At 46.8% G+C, this 26381-nt stretch carries 19 protein-coding genes and 1 CRISPR repeat array; of the genes, 12 read left to right on the top strand and 7 right to left on the bottom strand.

The annotated features are described in order from the left end of the window. Nucleotides 1–83 precede the first annotated feature (83 nt). Together QUA07_RS12580 and QUA07_RS12575 are read right to left on the bottom strand one after the other, a co-directional pair. Nucleotides 84–338, bottom strand: coding sequence for a DUF6737 family protein (locus tag QUA07_RS12580; RefSeq protein WP_333325543.1), 255 nt, complete (start codon nt 336–338; stop codon nt 84–86). 52 nt (nt 339–390) lie between these two features. Further along, the gene (locus QUA07_RS12575; RefSeq protein ID WP_333325540.1) at nt 391–993 is read right to left on the bottom strand and encodes a Uma2 family endonuclease; all 603 of its coding nucleotides are present in this window, start codon (nt 991–993) and stop codon (nt 391–393) included. 244 nt (nt 994–1237) lie between these two features. Here QUA07_RS12575 and QUA07_RS12570 point away from each other — a divergent pair, with 244 nt between their 5' ends. From QUA07_RS12570 to QUA07_RS12540, 7 genes are all read left to right on the top strand, one after another. Next, nucleotides 1238–1900, top strand: coding sequence for a VWA domain-containing protein (locus QUA07_RS12570; RefSeq protein WP_333080292.1), 663 nt, complete (start codon nt 1238–1240; stop codon nt 1898–1900). A gap of 182 nt (nt 1901–2082) precedes the next feature. Then, on the top strand, nt 2083–2856 hold the full coding sequence (locus tag QUA07_RS12565) for a PP2C family serine/threonine-protein phosphatase (RefSeq protein ID WP_333080290.1): 774 nt from the start codon (nt 2083–2085) through the stop codon (nt 2854–2856). Nucleotides 2857–2894: 38 nt separating this feature from the next. After that, nucleotides 2895–3566: a hypothetical protein gene (locus QUA07_RS12560; protein ID WP_333325537.1), complete on the top strand. Its 672-nt coding sequence runs from the start codon at nt 2895–2897 to the stop codon at nt 3564–3566. Between the two features lie 151 nt (nt 3567–3717). Then, nucleotides 3718–4410 carry a hypothetical protein gene (locus QUA07_RS12555; protein ID WP_333325535.1) on the top strand — a complete coding sequence of 231 codons (693 nt, stop codon included), beginning with the start codon at nt 3718–3720 and terminating at the stop codon, nt 4408–4410. Nucleotides 4411–4761: 351 nt separating this feature from the next. Beyond that, entirely contained in the window at nt 4762–6528 is a 1767-nt protein-coding gene (locus QUA07_RS12550) for an NACHT C-terminal helical domain 2-containing protein (RefSeq protein WP_333325532.1), read from the top strand. A gap of 264 nt (nt 6529–6792) precedes the next feature. Further along, nucleotides 6793–8910 (top strand): DNA-binding protein, encoded by a 2118-nt coding sequence (locus tag QUA07_RS12545; RefSeq protein WP_333325529.1) that lies wholly within the window; start codon nt 6793–6795, stop codon nt 8908–8910. Nucleotides 8911–9189: 279 nt separating this feature from the next. Next, nucleotides 9190–12353: direct repeats of the CRISPR family, unit length 37 nt; unit sequence GCCGCAATTAACCTAACTCCCTATCAGGGATTGAAAC. 109 nt (nt 12354–12462) lie between these two features. Further along, entirely contained in the window at nt 12463–12753 is a 291-nt protein-coding gene (locus QUA07_RS12540) for a hypothetical protein (protein ID WP_333325527.1), read from the top strand. A gap of 267 nt (nt 12754–13020) precedes the next feature. Here the strand turns inward: QUA07_RS12540 and QUA07_RS12535 are convergent, their stop codons facing one another. Further along, nucleotides 13021–14121: a precorrin-8X methylmutase gene (locus QUA07_RS12535; protein WP_333325525.1), complete on the bottom strand. Its 1101-nt coding sequence runs from the start codon at nt 14119–14121 to the stop codon at nt 13021–13023. 350 nt (nt 14122–14471) lie between these two features. On the opposite strand from QUA07_RS12535, the gene QUA07_RS12530 reads away from it, so the two are divergent. Continuing rightward, nucleotides 14472–16385, top strand: coding sequence for a heavy metal translocating P-type ATPase (locus tag QUA07_RS12530; protein WP_333325522.1), 1914 nt, complete (start codon nt 14472–14474; stop codon nt 16383–16385). Between the two features lie 495 nt (nt 16386–16880). Continuing rightward, a complete protein-coding gene (locus QUA07_RS12525; protein ID WP_333325520.1) occupies nt 16881–18947 on the top strand; it encodes an elongation factor G in 2067 nt (688 codons plus the stop codon). Between the two features lie 222 nt (nt 18948–19169). Here QUA07_RS12525 and QUA07_RS12520 read toward each other — a convergent pair whose 3' ends face one another. The 4 genes from QUA07_RS12520 to petP form a co-directional block, all read right to left on the bottom strand. Continuing rightward, nucleotides 19170–19559, bottom strand: coding sequence for a HEPN domain-containing protein (locus QUA07_RS12520; RefSeq protein ID WP_333325517.1), 390 nt, complete (start codon nt 19557–19559; stop codon nt 19170–19172). Next, complete coding sequence (locus tag QUA07_RS12515; protein ID WP_333325514.1) at nt 19556–20221, bottom strand: hypothetical protein; 666 nt, start codon at nt 20219–20221, stop codon at nt 19556–19558. The genes QUA07_RS12520 and QUA07_RS12515 overlap by 4 nt, the downstream gene beginning before the upstream one ends. Nucleotides 20222–20595: 374 nt before the next feature. Continuing rightward, nucleotides 20596–21690: a Get3/ArsA fold putative tail anchor-mediating ATPase NosAFP gene (locus tag QUA07_RS12510; RefSeq protein ID WP_333325512.1), complete on the bottom strand. Its 1095-nt coding sequence runs from the start codon at nt 21688–21690 to the stop codon at nt 20596–20598. A 213-nt stretch (nt 21691–21903) separates the two neighbouring features. Continuing rightward, entirely contained in the window at nt 21904–22104 is a 201-nt protein-coding gene (gene petP / locus QUA07_RS12505; RefSeq protein WP_172186826.1) for a cytochrome b6f subunit PetP, read from the bottom strand. A 99-nt stretch (nt 22105–22203) separates the two neighbouring features. Here petP and QUA07_RS12500 point away from each other — a divergent pair, with 99 nt between their 5' ends. From QUA07_RS12500 to QUA07_RS12490, 3 genes are all read left to right on the top strand, one after another. Continuing rightward, nucleotides 22204–22548 carry a hypothetical protein gene (locus QUA07_RS12500; RefSeq protein ID WP_333325509.1) on the top strand — a complete coding sequence of 115 codons (345 nt, stop codon included), beginning with the start codon at nt 22204–22206 and terminating at the stop codon, nt 22546–22548. A 225-nt stretch (nt 22549–22773) separates the two neighbouring features. After that, entirely contained in the window at nt 22774–23880 is a 1107-nt protein-coding gene (locus tag QUA07_RS12495; protein ID WP_333325507.1) for a FecR domain-containing protein, read from the top strand. A 573-nt stretch (nt 23881–24453) separates the two neighbouring features. Beyond that, nucleotides 24454–26268 carry an adenylate/guanylate cyclase domain-containing protein gene (locus QUA07_RS12490; RefSeq protein WP_333325504.1) on the top strand — a complete coding sequence of 605 codons (1815 nt, stop codon included), beginning with the start codon at nt 24454–24456 and terminating at the stop codon, nt 26266–26268. Nucleotides 26269–26381: the final 113 nt, after the last annotated feature.

The raw sequence follows: 26381 nt of genomic DNA, 5'->3' as shown, positions 1-26381 counted from the left end.
CTGCCGGAAAGAGGGTTTAACGTGTTTGTTCACACCAATGACCGCGCACCTTATCCTAAAAATAAGGTGCGCCTTACCAAAACCTAATCTGCCTCCGCATCCAAAACTCCGCTAGACAGCATCAACCTCGGCCACACTAACAAGAAAAAACCCATCCAAGCTAATAAAGGAATCGCGACTAAAACAGTTATCCAAACAGTTTTTAATAAAAACCAACTACCGCTAATCAGGCTAGTACCAGTTAAAAGAATCGACCAAGGCTGACACCACCAAGGTTTGTAACTCCAAGGACTAATAGCTTTTTGATCGGAAAGTTTTTTATCAGAAATAGATTTCATATTTTCAGTAATTTTTTAGGGAGAATAGTCGGGGTAGCTTGATTAACGGAAGTTAAACATTCATCACCTCTTCTGCTGTCAGCGTTAATTCGGGAAAAGTCCGCGACACAATTCGTTCGCTACCTTTAAACGCGCTTCTTTGATAGTTGCCCTCTGCATCCAAAAGGTGAACAAATACAGTTGGTACTTTGGGATTTCCCAGAAATTCCCTGCTGCCAATTGCTAAATAATCGACAATCCAATACTCAGGAACTCCGAGGCGCCGATACTCGTCCAATTTGTCTATATAATCGTCCTCCCAATTTGTTGATGTTACTTCCACTGCCAGTTGAATTGGTTCTTGTAAGGCAGAATAAGCAGAACGGTTCGATCGCCACAAATCGCGATCGATTACGCTGACATCCGGTCTCCGCCCTTGTTCGATTCCGGCTTTACTTACAGTTCTGATAACGGCGGTATTTTTGACTACATAATTCAAATTCAGTCGCCGGATTTCATCATTGAAGCCAAATAACAGGAAATTAGCAACATCAGCATAATTTCTTGTCGCATTCATCTCTACAATTTCTCCATTAACCAGTTCATAGCGTCCATCTTCTTGACATTCTACAAGGAATTGGTCAAAGGTTAATTTCTGTGTGACTCTTGCAATCATAAGATTTATCCTTATTTTGCAGTAATACTATTAGTCTATATTACCACAGGCAGGAAGAAATTTGTTTTTTTGACGGCAGACATCCAATTCTTAAATCTAAAATATACAATCAAAAATCAAAAATCGATTCACGTAAATGGTAAAATGCGATCGCCCTAGCAATTTGCACTTAATTTTGTTACTGACTTGATACAGTAAAGTAACAAACCTAGAAATCGAGCCACTCCCAGGTCAACCCCGAACCATGAGACTAGACGAAGCCGTAGAATTTGCCGAAAACCCAGAGCCGCGCTGTCCCTGCGTCCTCCTGCTGGACACCTCCGGCTCCATGCAAGGCGCACCCATAGATGCCTTGAATGAGGGGCTGGAAATTTTTAGGAATGACCTAATTAAAGACGAACTAGCTAAAAAGCGAGTCGAAGTCGCGATTATTTCATTTGACAATCATATCAAGGTCGTGCAAGACTTCGTGACCGCCGACCAGTTCGAGACGCCACTGCTGACAGCTCAAGGACAAACCCACATGGGCGCAGGGATTCAGCTAGCATTAGATACCATTGCGGCCCGCAAATCCGAATACCGCAACAACGGCATTACCTACTACCGCCCGTGGGTATTTATGATTACCGACGGCGAACCTCAAGGTGAATCAGACGATGTTGTGGAAATAGCAGCACAGCGGATTAAAGAGGAAGAAATTAATAAGCGCGTGGCATTTTTTGCAGTCGGAGTGGAAGGTGCTAATATCACCCGTCTGGCGCAAATTGTCGAGCGCACGCCTGTAAAATTGAGAGGACTAGACTTTAGAGAGATGTTCATCTGGCTTTCGGCTAGTATGCAGAGAGTTTCTCACTCAAAAATTGATGAACAAGTAGCATTGCCACCACCCGGATGGGGAACTGTTTAGGTATTAGTCATTGCTCATTGATCATTGGTCATTAGTAAGTGACCAGCGGTAAGTGCGGTGTGCATAGCCCTACATAATAAGTCAGGTGTGGTGTGCATCGCCCTACCTAATTAGGGATAAATAAACCCGTCCAGACTTTGCATAGTTGTGAATTTACGAAGTTTTGAGTTAAAGAGTTATTAATGCAGAATTCATCCTTTAATTGGCAAGTTGTAGCGGCATCGGTGATAGGTACGAGCCACGAAAAAAGATCGCAGCCTTGTCAAGATGCCCACTGCTGGCGTCTCTTGCCAAACGGTGTTTTAGCGGCAGCGGTTGCCGATGGTGCGGGCTCCGCAGCACTCGCAGAAGTTGGGGCAAAAATTGCTGTGGAAGCGGTTGTTGAAACGATTTGCCAGCAACAGGAAAGGCTGCCTCAAAATGACGACGAGTGGCAGGTATTCTTGACAGCATCACTGCAAGTTGCGCGGGCGCAGGTGGAAGCAGAAGCGACATTGCGGGAAGTGGCTGCGAGAGATTTAGCCTGCACTTTAATTGCGGTTGTTGCTACGCCGGAATTAATCGCAGTTGCTCAAATCGGCGACGGTGCGGCGGTAGCAGGTGACAGTGCAGGAAATGCGATCGCCCTGACTGTACCTCCCTGCGGGGAATACATCAACGAAACTATCTTTTTGATTTCGCCGAATGCGATAGAAACAGCGCAATTTCAGGTACTTCGGGAAAAACTACGGCACTTAGCCGTATTTTCCGACGGCTTACAAATGCTAGCGCTCAAAATCCCAGAAGGCACGCCACATGGGCCGTTTTTTGCGCCTTTGTTTCGGTTTTCTGGCGAGTGGAAAGAAGAAGAAGATGCGAAACAGCAGTTAGAGTCATTTTTGCGATCGCCCCGGGTTTCCGAACGCACCGATGATGACTTAACATTATTGTTAGCAACTTTTTCGAGCAATGTTTAGTCTGTTCAACTCCACTTACAAAAAGCGGATAAAAAATTATGACAGATCCACGAATTAGTGCCAGAAGCTTGTTGCGAGAAACATTTGCTACTACGGGGCCTATATACGCTCCCCTGTTGATAATCAACTCTCCCAGTTTGATATTTGCCGCGCTCAATAGTTTGGGCAAGCTAGGTTCAGCAGGTGTTGCTTTCAATATTATCTACTGGTTCGTGGCAATTCCTTTGTTGTCGGGAGCCATGATTTTCTACACTTACCGAAGTTTGACAAAAAATCCCGTAACTGTGGGTCAGGCTTTCAATCAAGCAAACAGAAGATTGCTGCAACTCCTTGGGGCTTATATTATGTGTTTGCTGCTGGTGCTTGCTGGCTGCATTGCACTAATAATTCCCGGGCTTTATGTATCATATCGCTTAATGTTTTCATTTTACGCTACCGTCATTGATAACTCTTCGGCGCTGGACAGTATTAGTAGCAGTTGGGAATTAACAAAAGGGCGCTGGTGGTTAGTATTTCGATCGTATTTTCTGATAGTTTTGGTGGCTTTTGTGCCAATAGTTTTGATTCTCATATTAATCAGTTCGACGGGAAATTTGCTAGCATCTCAGCTTGTGGGTAATGTACTCGGATTTTTAGCCTCACCGTTGATGAATGTTTATTTGGTTTTATTGTACCTGCGCCTGCGGGAATCGGCAGCAACTATTAAATAGACATCTCCTAAAAATCAAGTCAAGGGCTGTCAGGATACCTACCCCACAAAAATTGTTAGCGCGGTCTCATCAGCGGTGAAAATTTGGCGCGGTTCTATAATAAAATCGAGGTGTCAACAATTCTGCTTTAGTGTGTACAGTAGGTCGTCATTTGCAAGCACAAGAGATTAAGGATCAGCTCAACTCCCTAATTAGCGACGCAGATCTAATAGATCCGAGTTTGGCGAGAAGATTGGATGAAATCAATCGCTGGGTGAAAGATGTTAAACCCGGTTCGCTAACGGCTAAAAAATTTGTGATGGCTTTTTTGCTGCAGCTTATCCGAGATTCTCAGGTTTGGCTGGCAGTTCAATCTCTACCTTCGGAAAGAGAACAGCAAGCCGCGTTTGAGTTAATGACTCCGGGGGAAAGGTATTGGTACAGCTATCTATTTCCTAAATGGCTGAGCGAAAACGATCGCAAATTTTATATATGGAAACAAAAACTCAAGGCCGGCAAATTCGATCCGGGTGATGATATCGTGATTCGTGCGATCGCAGCCCGAATTGTTGATCGCCAAGGCACTGTTTTGTATCGATATGTTGCAGATCTTTCTATGGCAACCGATTCGATCGTTAGTAGCCGCCAACAGCAGCCCCTCTGCATTCAAGTCACAACTCTTTCGGATGAATTCTCTGAACAAAAATATCAGAATTGGCAACAAACTCTTCAAGATTGGGGGATTGACAGAGGATTATTTTTAAGTTATGATAAAAACGATGCAAATTTCCTGAATCAGTTAGTTAACATTGCATTATATAATAGTGATAATTTGCCCGCAGGTCGTTACCTCAAGTTCCCGTAAATCAAGCATATCTGCTGCTGAGAATAGTTCGACTGCTAAAAACTTGGTGAAAAAAAAATTTGACTAACTCACATATTGCACAATTTTCGACAAAGCCAAAAACCTAACCCCCAGCCTGCTTCTGGAAAAGGGAAAACAGACCAAGCTTTTTCCTCTCCTTTTCTGTCTCCGGGAGGGGTTTGCCAGACACTGGCAAGAGGTGCTTGATACGAAGGCTAAGCAATGGGAACATTTACCGCAGCAATAAATCGAGTGAAATAACTAGCAACTCGGCCTAAATTGAATTGAGATTTGATTTAATTGCGGTGAAATTGTTGGAAATAAAATCTAATTACATCAAAATCAAATACTATGACAGTACAAGGTACACATACCGTTGAAAATAACTTGCAAAAAGTCTGGGAAGAACTGGAAGCAGCCAGAAAAATGCAGGATGAATGGATGAATTACGGGGTAGATTTTGTAGATTTGTATGTGGAAGATGCGGGCGGTGATTGGTTGGAAAAGTGGGGTAAATGTGAAGAAGAATTAGAGCGAATTAAACATAATGTAGATATTGAAGCAGTCAAAGCAGCGCTCGACATTCCCAGCTTTCAGCAGACAAAACTGCTGGAAATTGCCTTAAATTGCCGTTATTCTACCAGCTATTACTCCGATCGCCCGGAGGAGTCTCCCGCTTGGCAAGAGGTTAAGTACAAACGCCTGTCACTCTTAGGGGGAGCGATTTTCGGTGCGGTTGTTAGCGATTACCTGTACCGCGAATATCCACAAGTCGATCCCAATGCTATCTCAACCTTAAAACCTCGTTTTGCAGAACCCAAAAAACTTGCGGATTTTGCACAAAAACTGAAATTAAACGAACTCAGTTGGGGCGTATGGAATGAGAAAGAAACAGAAGAAAGCGAGTACAATAGAGTTTTTTCTGAGACTTGTGAAGCTTTGTTTGGCGCGATTTACTTGGAGTTTGATCGCGATTTTTTCCGTGGGGGAAACTGGCTGATTCAGCACTTGATTGAACCAAATGTTGGGCAGCATGGGGATCTAACTGGGCGGCGACAAATAGGGCCCGAAAACGAGGTGAAACGCCGGGAAATCCTGGGCGCGGATATTCTAGATGCGATCGCGATCGACTATTTGTACAACCGCTTTCCCGAACGCAACGCCAGCCAGCTAACTCGCTGGAAAAATATGTTAGTGGCCAAAGAGATTTTTCCCAAAGACTTTAAGGCTAAATTAGGCAGTCATTACCTAGAGTTGGAAAGCAATTTCTCGCGTACCCGCGACTGGTTGGTGGATAACTTTATCAAAACCGCAGTTGACGAACTGCTAGAGGAAAGCGAAACTCAACCAGAATATGTGATTGACAGTGCGAACCCGGAATCGCTGCCAGAATTGGTCAGCCGGATTACAGACAAAAAGTGGAAAAATGAATTTGTGAGAGTTGTCAGCATTTTGCAACCTGCTGACGAACTTTTGCTGCTGATGCAACAAAAATTAGACAGTATGGTGGCTAAAGATGAAACTTTGCAGCAGTTGCTAAGCTGGGCAAATCACAAGTCTCAGTTAGTGCAAAGGAATTTAAAACCGGCGGAAATTCGCGCTTTTTATGTTGCCTTAGTTTGCGTGCTCGATTTGGCTTTGACTCGTGTCCTCGATCCGAGTCTGAAGTTTGATATATCGAAAGTTCGCCAGTTGCGGAATTGTTTGGGAAAGGCTGGAAAAAATGTAGAATTTGCGGAGGTTGATGAGTCTCTGAAATTGGCTTTTGATAATGAGGATGTGGCGTGTATCTTGGTTGGCATTTGGGCGCTGGATATTGAACCAGAACTTAAACAATTGCTGGCACAATTTCAGACTGAGATGCCAGATTTGCAAAACTGGAAAAAGTGGCGCAAAGAGTGCGGTTGCAGTTGGCTGGCAAAATTCAAAACTGCGATCGGCTACAATTTATATTTGGGCCCCCAACAGAAAACTTTGCTGCAACAGTATTACTATGCCCACAACTTGCTGGTGGAATGCCTCAACAGCGATAATTGTCAGGTGACACCGGCGGTCAGACAAAAAATTGAGGATAAAATGTTGTTATTGTCGGTGGATTTGAAGCTGGTTCATATTTAATTTGGATAGCGCGGAGGGGCGGGACGCCCATCCCACTAATGGATGGACGGGCGGGACGCCCATCCCACTAACAGCAACAGGGCTTACCCACTCCCACCCAAGAAATCGGGTTTTTTACCGAATCTGCGGGCTGCAATGCGTCTTTTGGTGAAAAACTCGGTCTCTCCTCACCCGTGCCTAAGTCATAAGAAGGGTAAGATTTAATGGGCAAGTCAAATTTATTAAGTGATGGCTTCCAAATCCTGTATCCCATAACGGAATTCTATGCAGTTGCAGCGCCAATTTAGCGGACAACTGATTGCGATCGACACCAAAACCGCGATCGCCAGTGGGGGTGAAGGTCGCATCTACCCGATCGCCCAAGACTCGTCCCTTGTAGCAAAAATCTACCACAAACCGACAGACGAAGACGGCGACAAACTCACAGTCATGTTCAGTATGCCGCCGGATGCGCCGATCGCGGAACCGGGACACGCTTCCATTGCTTGGCCGATCGATTTGCTGCATACTGTCGGCGGGCGAGAAAAAATCGTTGGTTTTGTGATGCCGCGCGTCAACAAAGTGATGCCGGTACACACTTTCTACACTCCCAAAACCAGGCGCGAACAAAAACCGCTATTTAGCTATCTTTACCTCCACCGTACCGCCAGAAATCTCGCCTCGGCTGTAAATGCCCTCCACGTCAGGGGTTACGTCATCGGTGACGTAAACGAGTCGAACATTCTTGTGACTGATACGGCGTTGGTAACGTTGGTAGACACGGATTCGTTTCAAGTCCGTGATCCTTATACGGGTTACGTTTATCGGTGTCCCGTGGGGAAACCGGAGTTTACGCCGCCGGAGTTGCAGGGGCAGACTTTCCGCGATATAGATCGATCTCCAGAGCACGATTTGTTCGGTTTAGCGGTATTAATTTTTCAATTGCTGATGGAAGGTACGCATCCGTTTTCGGGAGTCTATCTCGGTAGCGATGAACCACCGTCTTTGGAAGCGAGAATTCGATCGGGCCATTTCCCTACAGGTACGAAACGGATTCCCTACCGCCCGATGCCCGCGGCGCCTCCTTTTGAGATGCTGCATCCCCGGCTGCGGCAACTGTTTATCCGCTGTTTTGAGGAAGGGCACGGCAATCCTTCCGCGCGCCCGGATGCGAAAACTTGGGTGAATGCGATTCGGGAAGCGGAAGATGCTTTAGTTACTTGCAGCAGAAATAGTCAGCATAAATACGGAAATCATCTCAGTCGGTGCCCTTGGTGCGATCGGGCAAAACTCCTGAAAGGGCGCGATCCGTTTCCTTCGCGGCAAGCAATCAGCAACGGATTGCACTTGCAGCCTGCAAAAATCAAGCGTAAAAAGCCCCAGTCACCGCCTGTCGTGGCCCAGCCCGCAGTGCGTCGGCAACAGCCCTCCACGGGGCTGTCACGCCCCCTGGGCCAGTACGCAGTGCCGTTGCTACCGATGCCGATGTCTTCTCGGAGTCGGACTCCTGCGCCTCAGCTTCCCGTGGGCAAGTTTGAGCGCATTTTTCAGGATGCTGCTTGGGGAGGTGTTTGGGGTAGTTTGTGTTTGGCGGCGATCGGGGGGATTTATTCGGCAATAGCTGAGGGCGGCAGTGCTATTTTGGGGGCGATTTTTGTTGGTTCGATTTGGGGCTGTTTTTTTGGGGTGATGTGGGGGGTTTTTACTTTGCCGCCGAATCAGATTTGGCGGAAGTGGGGCGGAGTTTTGGTGGGGGCGTCTTGGGGGGCTTTTTTGTTGGCGGCGATCGGCGGTGCGGTGTTTGGCGCGATTAATAGCACTCCGGGGATCGGGGAGAGGATTTTGGCTGGGGCGGGGGTTGGTGCTCTCTGGGGCTGTGTTTGGGCAACTTTTCAGCCTCCTCTGGCGCTGCCGATGGGGAGGGTGTGGGGCCGGCGGGGAGGGTATTTGGGGGCGGTCTGGGGCTCGTTTGTGGGGACTCTGGCTGGTGTTTTTTTGGGGGCTGGGCTGGTGGTTTGGCAACAATACGGTGTCCAGATGCGGCCGGTGGATGAGTTTGCGGGTTTGCTGCTGGGTGTGGCGATCGTGGCGGCTGGTGTGGGTTCTGTTGGGGGTGTGGTTTCTGGGGGTTTGTTGGGTTTTTGCGGGTTTGCGCCGAAGTTGCCGATTTCGTTTCAGCCTTCGGGTGTCAATGGTGGGAGTTTGGGGGCGATTTGGGGCAGTTTTTTGGGCACTTTTGCGGGTACGGTGTTGGGGGCGGTGGTGTCTGCGATGTTTCCGGCTGTTAGCGCTGGGGTGCCGGTGGAGTTGGGGCCTGTGGCGGGGGCGATCGTGGGGGCTGGTTTGGGGGCGATTTGGGGCGTGGTTTCGGGTACTGTTTGGGGGGCTTTGGGCAAGTGGTGATCGGGTTGGTGTCTGTTTTTGGGTGGAAAATGCGTCTATGCGTAGGTGTAAAAATCGAGGTGTTAATTTTGGGGGCTATAATGTATATGCTCTAAGGGCTAGAGGCACTTCAAGCTTAACAATGGTAGACGCAATCGCTGGAATCTATGGTGGAAAAGGGTTTGAGGGCTGTATGAAAATTGGGGTATTGACAAGTCGAAGGCTGAAATGGTACTTTTGTTTTATGCAGACGCAAATGAACCTTGAAAACCAAATACAGAAAAGCTTCTGGAACGGGCGGCCGCAATTAACCTAACTCCCTATCAGGGATTGAAACGCTGTTTCTCTTTCTAACTCTTCTAAAAAGGATGCCGCAATTAACCTAACTCCCTATCAGGGATTGAAACCCCTATCTTGAATTCTGGTAAACTCCGCCCGATCGTGCGCCGCAATTAACCTAACTCCCTATCAGGGATTGAAACTGAAATTGAGCCTTAGCTGAAGACAAACTATTGGCCGCAATTAACCTAACTCCCTATCAGGGATTGAAACTGTAAGTTTTCATTATTTTCATTTGGTTTTGCAAACGCCGCAATTAACCTAACTCCCTATCAGGGATTGAAACGCAACCGTGCAGACTTTGCAGCTTCGGCGGCATAACAACGAGCGCAGGCCGCAATTAACCTAACTCCCTATCAGGGATTGAAACTTTCGCAGCAGAGGTTCCCCTTCTTTTCCCATTCCCGCCGCAATTAACCTAACTCCCTATCAGGGATTGAAACGGGAAGCAATATTCGGCACAGATGAAGAGCGCCCCGGCCGCAATTAACCTAACTCCCTATCAGGGATTGAAACTATAAGAATTACGCGGGCTGGTCAGTGCCAAGCAAGCCGCAATTAACCTAACTCCCTATCAGGGATTGAAACTCAGTTATCACCCGACGCAAAACGCCATTTTTTTGCCGCAATTAACCTAACTCCCTATCAGGGATTGAAACAAAGATTTTGCTTTTCCCGATCGCACCCCAGAGGCCGCAATTAACCTAACTCCCTATCAGGGATTGAAACGTTATCATCACTTGCCCACGTACCGCCCTCGATCGTGGGCCGCAATTAACCTAACTCCCTATCAGGGATTGAAACACGGAATAAAGAGCGGCGGTGACTGGCCGCTCAGAGCCGCAATTAACCTAACTCCCTATCAGGGATTGAAACACATACTGATAACATCCGCCCCGCCCCTGCTCAGCCGCAATTAACCTAACTCCCTATCAGGGATTGAAACAAGGCGAATAATTCCAGCCAGTTGATTCGGAATTAGCCGCAATTAACCTAACTCCCTATCAGGGATTGAAACAATTGCTTTGCCGTGTTCTTCCGCCCGTTGCGCCGCAATTAACCTAACTCCCTATCAGGGATTGAAACCTTTCTTTCCTAAATCTAGCGCGCGGCTATTTTGCCGCAATTAACCTAACTCCCTATCAGGGATTGAAACCCATATTTTACCCAAGTTGATAACGAAGCTCATTATTGCCGCAATTAACCTAACTCCCTATCAGGGATTGAAACTGAAGTGTGCGCCGATCGGGTTGAGTTTATCAAGCCGCAATTAACCTAACTCCCTATCAGGGATTGAAACTCCCTCCGAAAAACTGGCGGGGGTACTTGGCCGCTCGGGCCGCAATTAACCTAACTCCCTATCAGGGATTGAAACACGAAACCACACTTCAAACTCTGCTGGCTTAAAGCCGCAATTAACCTAACTCCCTATCAGGGATTGAAACTATTGGTTCTGCTACGGGCTTGACTGCGTTGGCAGCGCCGCAATTAACCTAACTCCCTATCAGGGATTGAAACTTAGTTGCTTCACGCTTTAAATAGGTGGCAGTATTCATCGCGCCGCAATTAACCTAACTCCCTATCAGGGATTGAAACGAAAGAGAATTTGTTGAACTAGGGAAAGTAGCGAAAGCCGCAATTAACCTAACTCCCTATCAGGGATTGAAACGCTGGACTCTTCCAGGCGAGAGGAGCATTTTTTCTTTGGCCGCAATTAACCTAACTCCCTATCAGGGATTGAAACACAGCAGCAGCAAGCGTAATCATCATGGCTAGACGCCGCAATTAACCTAACTCCCTATCAGGGATTGAAACAAGCAATATGGACGCAAGGCTGGAATATATCTTAGCCGCAATTAACCTAACTCCCTATCAGGGATTGAAACGACATAGTTGCATGAGGGGCTTCCAAGCAAAGTGTGCCGCAATTAACCTAACTCCCTATCAGGGATTGAAACCGAAAACGGGGAATCATATAAAGAAAAACAATATTTAAGCCGCAATTAACCTAACTCCCTATCAGGGATTGAAACTCGTTAAGGATTTAGAATCCAACAAATAAGTAACTCGCCGCAATTAACCTAACTCCCTATCAGGGATTGAAACAACGGTATCGCGAAGGATTCCGGCGCTGCAATTGGGCCGCAATTAACCTAACTCCCTATCAGGGATTGAAACCCAGAAATAGGCGTGACTTCTTGAATGCCCGACGCTATGCCGCAATTAACCTAACTCCCTATCAGGGATTGAAACTGCTTGATCGGGAAAACAAGAGAGCAACCGACATGCCGCAATTAACCTAACTCCCTATCAGGGATTGAAACTCTTAAATTCGTTATTAATCCAATCTTGCCTATTCGCCGCAATTAACCTAACTCCCTATCAGGGATTGAAACGCTGTAGTAATCGGATATCGCCTGTTTCCGCCTAGCCGCAATTAACCTAACTCCCTATCAGGGATTGAAACTTCAAGTTGGCTGTAAGCACAAGCCAAGATTCCATGCCGCAATTAACCTAACTCCCTATCAGGGATTGAAACCGATCGCCCTTGCTGCATCATCTAAAACACTGCCAAGCCGCAATTAACCTAACTCCCTATCAGGGATTGAAACCACTAAACCAACTGGACGGGTGAAAATTCCCAGCACGCCGCAATTAACCTAACTCCCTATCAGGGATTGAAACCAAATAAGCCTTTCCCTTTTCCCTTTTAGCCTTTATTCGCCGCAATTAACCTAACTCCCTATCAGGGATTGAAACTCTGGAGAAGGGAACGGCTCATTATTGTTGCGATCGCCGCCGCAATTAACCTAACTCCCTATCAGGGATTGAAACTACCGCACAACACAAGCTATATAGCATTAGGATCGCTTGCCGCAATTAACCTAACTCCCTATCAGGGATTGAAACAAAATCCTTGGCATTAATGTAGTTGTTGAATGCCGCCGCAATTAACCTAACTCCCTATCAGGGATTGAAACCTCTAAGCCCCTGGCGCTCAATTCCATGCTGATTAGCCGCAATTAACCTAACTCCCTATCAGGGATTGAAACACCAAAACTGAAAAGATGGTTGCTGGTTATAAAAAGCCGCAATTAACCTAACTCCCTATCAGGGATTGAAACCAAAAATCGAAGCGGCCGACTTGTGTAACGAACTCAGGAGACGTGTCAAAAATTCTAGGATGACTGTGACAGAAGCTGAGATAATTCTAGAAATTTTGGAGGGAGACCGATGAAACTAACTGCCGATACCCAAGTAACCGAATTCTCTTTAAGCCTTGATGTACAAGAGATTCAACTCTTGATGCTTGCACTCAATTGGGCAGTGGACAAATCTGAACAAAAGCAGGGCCCGCAAACCACGTCCCTCAAAGCTTTGGAAAGAACGTTGAGAATCGAATATCACGAACTTTTAGGGCAGCACAACCTTTTAGAGCAGCTAAAGGAGCGGATTTCTGACGATGCGACCTCACGCGAGGATTTAAAGAAATTCATTCCTCCCGATAGCCAGCCCACCTCATAATAGATTCTGAATTATTGACTTTTGAGAGAGGATTGAGGAGCAACCCGACGCACCCACCGGGAAATTAGGAATAGTCCCCGGCTCATCCCGGGGATTTACTCGGCAGCTTGGCCGCAATTAACCTAACTCCATATCAGGGATTGAAACTTCACACTTTTGAAGAAAATCGATCCACTGCCGCCGCAATTAACCTAACTCCCTATCAGGGATTGAAACGAATAAAAGAGTAAAAAACAAATTAAGCCACAATAAACCTAAATTCCCTCTTCACTTGAGATGACAATGACAATTCGGCTTTTCAATTAAAGACTCAACCAAAGCATTCAAAGCAACCGCCGCCAACAACCCGCCGCCAAAAGTCCCCACAGTCGTAATATAAGCAACGCCCGATCGCACTAACCGCCGTTTCGCCACCGGAGAATGACTAAAACCGATCGGCATACCAATCACCAAAGCCGGTTGCAGTTGCCCACACTCGATCGCCTCGCAAACCGCCATCAGCACAGACGGCGCATATCCTATCACTAATATACATCCTTTTTCCAGTTTCAACAACTTATCAAACCACTCACCCTGCCGCCAAAATTCCTGTTCCGCTTCCGCCGCAGCATTGATGTGCGGATCATCAATTAAAGTTGCAATAGTTGTTCCCAAATGCGCCAATCTTGTCCTATCCAAAGCCGCAAAAACAGGCGGCACATCAGCCACAATTTGACACTGATTTTTCAAAGCTTCCCGCGCCGATTGAATCGCCGTTTCGCTCAACCTCACAAACGGCAGCAGCGAACAATCACCGCAGGCTAACACCAGTTTAGAAAGCAAGTCTACCTCAATTTCCGAGCGATCGCCCAAATCCGGCAACAAATGCTGCAACGACTCCCCAAACTCCTCCGGGTGAGTGTGCGCCCCCGCATCCCAACCCTCCCAAAGTTGTTCCAACCCATCCAACCCCCCCTCAGTTTCCGCCTGCAACAGCCTTAATTGCGCCAGGGCGTCCGCTTGCACCGCTTGACAGGAAATATCCCGTCCCAGCAATCCTTCCAGCGCCGAAGCCGTTTCTCTGAGGCGAACAATTTGCTGAATAACCGACAGATATTGCCGTTGCAGAGTCGCCATCAGCGCGTCAGGCGAAGCATCCGCATCAGTTTCTAACAGTTTGCGGATGTGAGACAGTTGAAAGCCTTGCTGCTTGAGTGCGACTATTCTTTGCAGTCTTTGCACGTCGCTGCGGGTGTAGAGTCTGTAGTTAGAGGTCGATCGCACGGCCGGAGATAGCAGCCCCAAAGCGTGATAATGTCGCACCATCCGAGGGGTAATTGTGCCTTTTACCGCTTCTGTAAGTTGTTTGATTGTCAGGTATTGTTGCATGGGATTTTGGGATTTTGATTGTATATTTGATTCTCGAATTCACCCACAGTCCGCCCGGTAATCAATTCCCACGCATTCACCCACAGTCCGCCGGGGATTGAAATCCCCGTCTCATAGCAGAAGTCGGTTAAAACCGACTAAAACATTAAATTCAATTCTCAACTCTCTTGAGTCCTCTTTCAGAGGACTTGCGCTATGAGACAGGGAATTCATTCCCTGTCGGGCTGTCGGACTCTGGGACTCAACGAGGGGCGAGTTGATGCTGGATTTATTTTAGTTTCACTCTTGACATTGACATTAATGTCAAGGTTTAGGGTAAAGGAGTCATTCTACCAAATCAAATTTCCCCAATGACTCCCAATTCCCTCCCCATTTCTCGCCTCTGGCGACTCGCCGCAGAACATCCCGACGCTTTAACTGCCGCCCTGTGCGGAATTCTAGTAATCTTGGGTTCCCTAGCCCTGCAATTCGGCTGGCTGGGTTTAGCCGTATTCATCTTACCCGCAGCTTATGTTATCGGCGGCTATTCCAGTACCCGCGAAGGCTTAACTACGCTTTTTCAAGAACGCGAATTAGATGTAGATTTGTTAATGATTGTCGCTGCTTTGGGCGCGGCCGGTTTGGGGCTATGGCGGCAAGAATATCATTTAATTGTTGACGGTGCGGTGTTAATTTTAATCTTTGCAATTAGCGGCGCCCTTGAAGGTTATGCTATGCAGCGGACTGAACGCAGCATCCGCAGTTTGATGAGTTTGACTGCGGATACTGCTAGAGTGGTAATGTACGGCGGGGAACGGGAAGTTGCGATCGAAAAATTGCAGATTGGCGATTACATTTTAGTCAAGCCCGGAGAAATCATCCCCACAGATGCGATAATTATTGAAGGCTACAGTGCGATCGATCAAGCCTCGATTACCGGCGAATCGATGCCCGTGGAAAAAACCAGCGGCGATGAAGTCTATGCAGGTACAATTAACGGTGTCGGCGCGCTGAAACTCGAAGTTCATAAAACTCCAGAAAGCAGCTTGATTCAGCGAGTGATTCGGCTGGTTCAAGAAGCGCAAACAGCAGCGCCGCCTTCTCAAATGTTTGTGGAAAAATTCGAGCGCGGTTATGCCAAATTAATTGTCGGTTTAGGCTTGCTTCTCGCAACTTTGCCGCCCTTTGTTTTGGGCTGGAATTGGGAAGAGACAATCTATCGGGCGCTGATTTTCTTAGTAGTCGCGTCCCCCTGCGCGCTGATGGCTTCGATTATGCCGGCGCTGCTTTCAGGAATTGCTAATGGGGCGAGACAGGGGATTTTGTTTAAAAGTGGCGCGCAATTAGAGATGATTGGTAAAGTAAGGGCGATCGCCTTTGACAAAACCGGAACTCTCACCACGGGAAAACCTGAAGTTATCCAAATTGTACCAGCAGCCGGATATACTGAAACAGAAGTTCTGCAATTCGCTGCAGCCCTAGAAGCTCATTCCGAACACGCGATCGCCTCTTCAATTGTCAGCGCCGCCCAGCAGCAACAGTTACAATTGTCAACCGCTACCGACGTACAAGCAAAAATCGGTCAAGGAATAGTCGGCAAAGTCAACAATCAAATCATTGCCATTGGTAAAGCCGAATTTGTCGAAGCAACTTCCGAATTGACACAACTCAGCCAGCAGTTGCAAGCCGAAGGTAAAACCGTTGTTTGGGTGGCAAAGGGCGCTCAGCTTTTGGGAATCATTGCAGTAGCAGATACCATCCGCCCCGAAGCAGCAGCAACAGTAAAACGCTTGCAAAAATTAGGCGTAGAACATATAATTATGCTAACCGGCGACAACGAGCAAACAGCTCAACACATCGCCCGTCAACTAGGCATCAATGAAGTGTACGCCGAACTTTTGCCAGAAGACAAAGTGCAGGCAATTAAACAACTGCAAACCCAGTATCAAACTGTAGCAATGGTGGGAGACGGCATCAACGACGCCCCCGCCCTCGCTCAAGCTTCCGTCGGCATTGCGATGGGAATTTCCGGGAGCGATGTTGCTTTAGAAACTGCTGATATCGTATTAATGGCAGATAAGTTAGAGCAACTAGCTAAAGCAATTAGTTTAGGCCGCCGCGCTCAAAATGTTATCAAACAAAACATTGTTTTTGCACTCAGTTGCATTGTCTTGTTATTGGCGGCTAATTTTTTCGGAAATATCACCATGCCTTTCGGCGTCATTGGTCACGAAGGCTCTACAGTAATAGTAACTCTGAGCGGTTTGCGACTGCTCAGAAATTAGATAAATGCGAGGCAGAGTAAGACTGAAATGCGTTCCCCCGCTTTGGCTATTGGTGACAACTTAAGCCTCTAGTCCGCCAGGGAATGAATTCCCTGGCTAATAGCTGAAGTCCTCTGAAGAGGACTCAGAAGAAAACTTTTAAACTCATTAGTCCTCTTCAGAGGACTTTAGCTTTGAGGCAGGGGTTTCAACCCCTGCCGGACTGAAGGTTTGACTGTAAGTTGTCACCAATAGCCAGAGCCGGGAAACCATAAATTTATCTGCGTTAATCTGCGTTAATCTGCGTTCTCTGCGGTTAAAAAATCCAAATATTAAGAAAAACTACAATTTGTGTTTTGGTCACTCAAAACACGCTACCGTCAAAAGTATAGAATCATACCAAAATCTGAAGTTGCTCGAAAATGCAATAAAAATTAACCTAGAAAAAGTCTAGAAAATGGTATAGAACTGTTTGCACCAAGAGCAATGGAAAACAAGTTTTCTGTTGGAGGGAATATGAACGAAAAAGTCTTTGGGGCCACGCGAAACGTTGCAATTGTTGGCCCTTATTTAAGCGGTAAAACCGCACTCCTCGAAAGTTTGCTGTCGGTGACAGGGACAATTACCCGCAAAGGAAATGTCAAAGATGGCAACACAATAGGTGATAGTTCGCCGGAAGCACGCGATCGCCAAATGAGCGTAGAAGTAAACGCCGCCACCGCTGAATATCAAGGCGTCCGCTTCACATTTCTCGACTGTCCGGGCTCGGTAGAATTTGCCCAAGAAACTTACAATGCGCTGATTGGTGTGGATGCGGCGATAATTGTTTGCGAACCCGTTGCCGATCGCACTTTAACCCTCGCACCCCTGTTTAAATTCCTCGATGATTGGGAAATTCCCCACCTAGTTTTCATCAACAAGATCGATCGAGCTTACACAGACGAAACTACTTGCGGCACCAACTTCACCGAAGTGATCGACGCGCTCAAATCCGTTTCCAGCAGACCGATCGTACCTCACCAATATCCGATCGGCAAAAACGAACAAATCATCGGTTTTATCGACTTAGTAACCGAACAAGCTTACCACTACCATCCGGGCGCCGCCGCAGATCCCGTCCCGCTTCCAGAACACCTCAAAGCACAAGAAAGCGCAGCGCGGCAGCAAATGCTCGAAGAATTGGCGAATTTTGACGACCATTTACTCGAAGAATTGCTCGAAGAAATCAATCCCGACGCCGAAGAAATTACCCGCGATTTAAAGATGGAATTAGGCGCAGATTTAATTGTGCCAGTATTCATCGGCATCGCCGAACAAGATTTCGGCGTGCGGCCTCTGCTGGAAGCGTTGCTGAGGGAAGCGCCGACACCGGAAACTACAGCCGATCGCCGCGGCATTATACAAAGTGAAAACAAAGGTCTGGCTCAAATCCTCAAAACCTATTACACGCCGCAGGGAGGCAAACTATCGTTAGTGAGAATGTGGCGGGGGACGCTGGCAGACGGAGCAACTTTGAACGGCGTTCGAGTTAACGGTTTGTACCGCTTGACCGGCCAGCAAACGCAAAGTTTGCAGTCTGTCAGCGCGGGGGAAATTGTGGCTTTGGGAAGGCTAGAAGGCCTGAAAACAGGCGATACGCTGGCGATCGACCGATCGGAAGAATTGCCAAAAGCCGAAATCATCTCCCCTGTCTACGCACTGGCGATCGTCCCAGAAAAGCGCAACGATGAAGTTAAGCTGAGCTCCGCTTTAGCTAAATTGCTAGAAGAAGACCCATCTTTAGTCTGGGAACAGCACGGCGACACTCACGAAATTATACTTTGGGGTCAAGGCGAAATCCACCTGAAAGTAGCCTTAGACAGGTTGCGCCGCAAGTATAACTTGCCGATGGTAACTCACTTACCGCAAGTGCCGTACAAAGAAACCATCCGCAAACCTGCATCTTCCATCCACGGGCGCTACAAACACCAAAGCGGCGGACACGGACAATTCGGCGACGTGTACCTCGATATTACACCGCAGCCTCGCGGAGAAGGTTTCACCTTTACCGACAAAATAGTCGGCGGCGTCGTCCCAAAACAGTACATTCCCGGCGTGGAAGTGGGAGTGCGCGAGTATTTGGATCGCGGCCCGCTGGGTTTCCCCGTGGTAGACGTAGCGGTGACGCTGACGAACGGTTCGTACCATACCGTTGACAGTTCCGAACAAGCTTTCAAGCAAGCGGCGCGTTTGGCGATGCAGGAGGGAATGGCGAAGTGCGAACCGGCATTGCTGGAACCGATCGCCAAAGTTGAAATTTGCGCTCCGAACGAGTGTACATCAAAGGTGTTGCAGTTGGTCAGCGGACACCGCGGCCAAATTCTCGGCTACGAAGGTAAAAAAGACTGGAAGGGATGGGATGCAGTTTCTGCTTATTTGCCGATCGCAGAAATGCAGAATTTGATCGTAGAATTGCGATCGCAGACAATGGGAGTTGGATTTTTTAATTGGGAGTTCGATCGATTGCAAGAAGTGCCGGAACCTTTAGCTAAGCGGGTTTTGCTAACGACTGGCGGCAATGGAAACGGTAACGGTAAAAGTTAGTTAGCTGTCTTAAAAAACCCGGTTTCTTCAAGAAACCGGGTTTTTGCATGAGTTGCAATTACAATTGATTGGGGTCGATTCCCATTTACCTCACATCTTGCACCATTGTCAAGAACAGGCAAGATGCCTGGTCCACAAAGAGTGAATTTTCTTGTTGAACAGGCATCTTGCCTGTTCATAAAAAGCTTATTGAGAATGGTGCAACCTCTCAGATTTACCGGATTATTGAGTTAACTTAGTTAACGCTGCAATAATATTCTCGGCTAGCATTAACGCAGTTATCGCTTCTTTGTGTAAGTTAAATATAGTATCTTCATAATCAGCTTTATTCCTGATTTTTCTCAAGCGAGTTAAATCTTTGCCTATCTCTATCATTGTCTGAGATTTTGATTGATTGTAAATAAATTCTTCAGCTACATATTGATGGTCATTGATATCATAAGTTTTATTCCGCGAGAGTCTGGGATCTTGTTGAATGTCGCGCAAGTAATTCCGTGCTAGGCAAAACGCAGAATAATAGGCTCTACTTACAGCCGAACGCAATTTTGCATCTTCACTGGTTTCAGCTAGCTCTTTTGCTAAATTAAAGTATTCTGACCAATCGAATTTCATTCCCACCCCAAATCAATGTTTAGTATATTGTTAGGAATGACAAGACTCGCGTCTAGCCACCAAGTGCGATCGAGATTTTTCAACTTTGCAAAAGCTTCATCGACTTCGAGTTTTGTGTAAATGGTTATCCACAGCGATCGCCAATTTGCAATTTCTGGATCGGTTTTCACTTCCAAGCCTAATCTTTCCGTAGGAAATAGCGCTCGAATGCGATCGTAACCTTCCAGAATCAAAGGTGCGATCGCTTCTTGTTCCATGATGATTTGAAAACTTTCTAGGGGGTTTTCAACCGCGTACAGACTTTTGATTTTATTAAAAGATGCAATTAAATTGTCAAAGGCTTTAGCTATTTCAGAGGGATTTTCCATTTCTTCAGGCGGCTGAGGAAAGGAAGGGCTTAAATTTGCAGCATCGGTGCTGTAAATGCTGTCACTTGTCGGCTGGTAGCGTTTGTCTTTTGATTTTGCTTCGTACTGATCTTGTAAGTCGAGGCGTTCTGTTCTGTAAATTTCGTTCAGAGTGTTGTTTTGTTGTGCTAATTTTTCTAAAGCCAATATCTGACGACTTATATTCTCTTCCAACTCGCCAAGCTGGACAGATGAATCTAGTTTAGCTAAAGCAGCGCCCAGGGCTTGCAGACTAATAATATCTCTGGATTTCATAATAGTTGATGGTTTGGAAGTTAGGGATTAACTTTACCAGTAATCGTGAAACCTTTCTGGATATTGTAGCAGATTTTACGGTTGAATGTACATTGGGTTCCTAGGGGCGGGTTCACCAATAATATATAACGATGACCAACAATCTATATAAACCCGCCCCCACCCCACGGTAAATCTGAATGTACATTTCGATTTACCGTGGGGAGAGGGCGAGTTTTCGAGATTGTTTGTTTGGGGCGATTTTGGTTGGTGGAACCCGCCCCTTACGATCGCACAAATTACACGATCGCGAATCAACGAGACATGATATTAGACAACTCGATAATTCATCCGTGTATCCGTGTCAAAATCCGCGTCGTGCTTTCTTCCTTACTCTAAAAAGAAATAATCAAGTAACCATTCAGGAACTTAGCACCAGTAACAGACTTCCCAGTCAGCGCCGGAGGCAGCAAAATATTGCGCCGCTGATCGCCCGCTTCGATCGTCACTTCCGGCCCGGATTGAATCAATTTAATTTCTTTCTTGTCAAACCCAGGCAAAAACAAACTAACTTGACGCTGTGCAATGTTTATGTTAATCGGTTTAGGAGCTTTTGCCGCCTCAGAAAAATCTGGCAAAGCATCAATTAGCGGCTGCCAGTTATTGTCACTGTGCGCCGGAACCGAAACAGCCGTCAAAGGATCAAACTCCGCAGTAATAGCTTCTGTAACCGATGCTTGATTAACAATCACACCGCCCACAGTCAAACCAACTTGTTGAGAACTTCCCCAAAGATAGCGGGCAGTTGCGATCGCACTTGCATCCCCAGTCGTCACCAAAAAAGCCGCCGTGCGGTTCGGATCTGCCAGCGCTTCCTTCCCCTTATCCAAAAGATTATCGACTTGCTTAGTAGATTGAAAAGCATTATCCCCAGACAAATCCACAGTCAACACGGTACTGACAACCGGTTGAATAAAAGGCGACAAAGCTTTACCCAAATCCGAATCTACCAAAGCTTGACGGAAGCGACGGATGTACCAACTCAGAATTTCCGGCATTCCCAGCATCCGCAGCGTATCCATGCCGCCATTGCCGTCATAAACGATCACATCGTATTGTTTGCTGTCCTCGTATTCCCGAAGTTCGTTCAACGCCAGCGCGCTGTCCATTCCCGGCAACACCCCTAATTCTTGACCGTAAATCTGCTTGAAAAAGGGAGTGCGGACATATTGAGCTTCTAGTTGTTTAACTTCGTCCCACCTGCGTTCTAGCAGCGGCGCGCTTTGCACCTGAACTGCTTTGAGGTTGGGGGCGATTTCCTGGGGGTTGAGAGTCAGGGGAACCCCTAGCAGAATACCCAATGCAGGGCCCGGATCTTGGCCGAGCAGCAGAACTCGCTTGCCTTGAGCCGCGTATTTTTTAGCTGTTGCGATCGCGATCGTACTGCGGCCAGTGCCGCCTTTGCCCAAAAATGTCAAAATCAAAGCCATTTTCTGTTCTCACTGCCAAAGCTTACTCTTTAACATTTAAGCGCAACCTTCAGCCAGAGTGGGGGAGGGGGCAGTTGTCAGTTGTCAGTTGTCAGTTGTCAGTTGTCATTAGTAATTGGTGGCAACTAACTAATAACAAATAACGACTGCTTTTGGGCCCACTGCCCACTGCCCACTGCCCACTGCCCACTGACAACTGACAACTGCCTTCTGTTAAACGGGTTCTAGCTCATCTTCAAAGAACCAAGTCGCAAAACCGTCAAACTTGACAACCACGCCTACTCCGCTACCGTCAACCATTCTGAATCCGTCAACAGTGCCTACTGGATTCTCCTTTATCTTGCCCACTATATTTGCAGGTATCCGATCTCTGAGACGGCGCACCTTAACTCTCTGACCTACTTCTATTGCCACTGAAATTGTTCTCCTGCTCTATATAACCTATATACAACCGTTTATTTTACAGTTTGGCGTCTACTTCGGAACAGCAACAACCGCAGGCGATCGCTCACTATGATTTTCCATCGAAATTTCCACCAACTTTCCCTAAAAAACGGTATTCTAGTCGGAGTTTGTCGATCGTCTACCCTGATTCGCTTGGGTTTGCTTCATAATGTTCCCCAGCGGCAAGCTCCACTGGCAGAGGCTGTTCACCACTTAGATAATTATTTTTTAGTGATTCGCAAAAAGAAGTTTTTTATTAATTGCCACAACTACAGGATTTCTCCCCAATTAGTCATCCTTCAGGCAGAAGCCAAAAGACATTCAAAAGCAGTAATTAATTTTATGTTTGCTATATATAAATCTGCCCTCTCTGACGTTGACAATGGCGAAATTTCATGCTGTCAGGGACTTTGAGTCGGGTTGGCCAAATTTCCCGAAGGTCAGATTTTAGGAAACGGTCATGTTGTAACAGTTTACTAAAATCTGACAAAAAAAAGAAGTTTTAATGCTAAAGTTTCAGGCTGATAAAGTTTATTTTTACTGCTGTGTTACGGCATAAAAAATGGAACGATTGCCGGATTTAGGGTGTCTGATACAGGAAAAGAAGTCTAGAAACTTCAATATGACAAAATTGAAATTATGAATAAAATTTTTACCTGTGGGCGCTCGACCCAAATTCCGCTCCTAAGTTTGTCGTTAGCTGTGTTCGCCTGTCTGGCGCTGGGTCGTGCGACGATCGCCAGTCCGCTCTCTCCATCCCCCAAACAGCCCTCGAACCCTACTAAAATGGTCTCAGTCGATCGACAGCCAGCACTACCAACCGCCTCCAAATCTCCAACAAATCCGACAACAGTGGCGGCGAATCCATCCCCAGCAGAGACGATAAACGCTCAGGGAACAACGACGGGGCGATCGCTCGAAATAGAAGAAATTCGCGGTACAGTCAGCTTTAAAGGGCGGCCGGCGGTTGTGGGCGATCGGCTAGTCGCCGCCGGAGACGAAATCATCACCGGCCCAGATTCCACAGCCCGTTTAGGCATCGACAACGACGCTGGCATCGTGGAAGTTGCCGAAAAAACCGCAGTCAGAATATCCAATTTGTCAAGCAGTGCAGGTGGCCAAAAAGACACAGCGATTTTTGTCAGCAGGGGGCGAGTCAGGTTGTCGATCGGCAAAACTGCGGCGACAACTCCCGCAGCCAGCACCTCAACAATTATCCCGCCGAACCAAATAGCCTCCCTCAATACCTTCAGCGGACTCGGCAAATCGAGTCAAATTGCCCAACAAAAAAAATCTGCCAAAACCGCCCCAGTCAGGGTTGAAACCCCAGAAGGCGTTGCCGGAGTTCGCGGCACCTCATTTGGCGTCAGCGTCGGCGGGGGTAAAACCGCAGTCGAAACAATTGAAGGTGCAGTCGTAGTATCCGGCAACACCGACTCGGAAGTAGTTGTTAACGGCGGCAACGCCACGACTATTTTCCCTCAAACCTCGCCCGTGACCCCCTCAGCCAGCCCTCGCCTAGCTCAACTCAAAGTCCGCAGGTTGTTGAGATTCAGTGGCAATATCTATCGCCTCAGCGGTCAAATTAACCCGATCGACACACTTTATGTCAACAACGAAGCTATTAAGATCGATCGAAATGGCAACTTCAAGATCCAAGGAATTTTACCTCCAAGCCGCCGCCTCCAAATCGTAGTGCGAGGGCCGTCAGTCACAGAACGGCACTACAGCCTCGCCGTTCCCTAAACAAGCTCTCAGAGCAAATTGCGCGGGCAGTCTCTGAGGAGCTGAGTTAGATCGTAAGTTTTAGTTGAGTTGATTATTTCGTGTAAGGGCGAAGCATTTCGCGGTGAAACTTCGTAAGCCCAGCCGCGTCTAAATCTTAAAGTCAAGTTTAATTCAATTATTGTGAGGTGTCCCGCCCGCCTACAAATATAATTTAGATGCCCAACAGATTACTCAAAATAAAGAAATTTGGCGTTAACCTTTCGCCATTACGCTATTGTAAAACTTCATGACTCTAATATGCGTTCCGGTTGCATCGGAATAATAAAATCGAGTCAATAGTTAACACTCAAGCATTCAGTTTTTAGATAGCGAGTCAACAGCCAACAGTCAACAGTCAACAGTTAACAATCAACAGGAGTGCCACCGCAATTGATATATAGCCATCCTCGCATCCTTTGTGAATTTATTACTCCCTCCCCTTGATAAGGGGAGGGTTGGGGTGGGGTAAAAAAATTACGACTCCTGCAAGGATTGATATAACTCCTCTCGGAGGTCGGACTCAAATGTCAATGATTGCGTCAAATTAATTGCATGAAGTTCAAAGAATGGATCGATCATCTCAAACAAAATCAACTGCTCGGTCTGCGGCAATATATAGCCACAAACCCTCCCTGGATAACAGGGACAGTAGTAGGTGTAATGTCTGTCATCATGCTGCAAGTGGGAATGTGGAAACCCCTTGAATATTTGGGATACAAAACTCTCTTTCAAATTCGAGAATCGGGAATTTTGCCCAATCCCGGATGGGATGAGAGAATTGTGGTAATTGCGATCGAACGGCATTCCCTGCAAGAATACGGTCAATTTCCTTGGCCCCGCAACCGCTACGCCGAACTGCTAGAAGCACTGAAAAAATCTCCCCCTACAGCAGTTGGTTTTGACATTCTTTTCCTCGATCCAAGTCCGAAAGATGATATTTTAGCCGCTGCAATCGCCGCCAACGGCAAAGTTGTACTCCCTAGAACCCCCAAAGAAGAACCCGTAGCCTCTTTAAAAGCAGCCGCCGCAGGTGTCGGCCACATCAGCCAAGAAGCCGATAGCGACGGTATTACCCGCGAGTCAAAAATCTTTCTCAACGGGATTCCTAATTTCGGTTTAGCAATGACTCACAGGTACAATGCTGCTAATCCCCAAGATCCAGTATTGCTTCCACATTCAAAAAATAAGCAGGAAAAAAAAGTTTGGATTAACTGGCCGGGGAAAACAGAAAATCTATCTACCTATGGTTTTGTTGATGTCGTAGAAGGTAGAATTCCCGCAGACGCTCTGACCAATAAGTTAGTTTTAGTGGGCATAGTTGCTACGGGCTTCGACCCCATATCTTCACCTCTCAACAAGACTACGGCTGGGGTTTATTTATATGCAGCGTTGGTTGACAATGTGCTCAATCAACGCTTGCTGCAGCGGCTGCCGGTAGTGGTAGAAATTTTGTTATTGTTGGGGATTGGCCCGCTTACGGCTTTGGTTCTGGGCAAGCGAGGTGTTAAAGAGAGAATTGCGATCGCTCTCGGTTTGCCTATAATTTGGATTGCGGCTGCTGCTTTGTTATTTGGCTTCTTTTTTTGGTGGGTTCCGATTGCCGCACCTATCGGCACTCTCATTTTATCTAGCACTGCTTTGCAACTGCGGGAACAGTACGAAAAGCAGCAGTTGATGAGGTTATTTGAAAAGCACGTCGATCCAGAGACTGCTCAGCTTATTTGGCAACGCAAAGCTGAGATATTTGAACAGGGAGAACTCGAACCTCAAGAACTTACAGCAACGGTGCTGTTTATGGATATTCGTAGTTTTACTTCGATTTCAGAAAAAATGCCGCCGCGAGATTTACTCACCTGGCTGAACAATTATTTGCAAGCGATGACCAACTGTATTATGGATCACGGCGGCGTTGTAGATAAATACATCGGTGATGCAATTATGGCAGTTTTTGGGGTGCCTTTTTGCCATACCGAATATGGACAAATTCAACAAGATGCTTTGAATGCAGTTGCGGCTTGTATTGCGATGCACGAACGGCTGCACCAACTTAATCAGCAGCTTAGAATTGAACGCAAACCTTTAATTAAGTTTGGCATCGGTTTGCATACCGGACAGTTAGTTGCTGGCAGCGTGGGCGGTTCCAGGCGTTTGAATTATTCTGTGATCGGCGATGCTGTCAATGTTGCTGCTAGATTGGAGGCGATGAATAAGGAAATTGTTTCTGACAGTCCTTTTAATTTGTTGGTGACGGCGAGGACTTTTTCTTACGTGCGCGATCGCTACGAAGGCCAAAAAGTAGGCTCGATTCAATTGCGCGGCAAAAAAGAAGAGACTGTGGTTTATGCTATTTTGGGCGAAAAGCATTAGTCAGTTGTCAGTTGTCAGTTGTCAGTTGTCAGTTGTCAGTTGTCAGTAGGGAAAATTACCTTTTCCCAATTACATTTTTCCCAATTCCCCATTAGACATTCCCAATTCCCCAT

The organism is Microcoleus sp. T3_A4, from assembly GCF_036700465.1.
GTDB lineage: Bacteria > Cyanobacteriota > Cyanobacteriia > Cyanobacteriales > Microcoleaceae > Microcoleus.
This window is presented reverse-complemented; position numbering and strand designations above follow the sequence as displayed.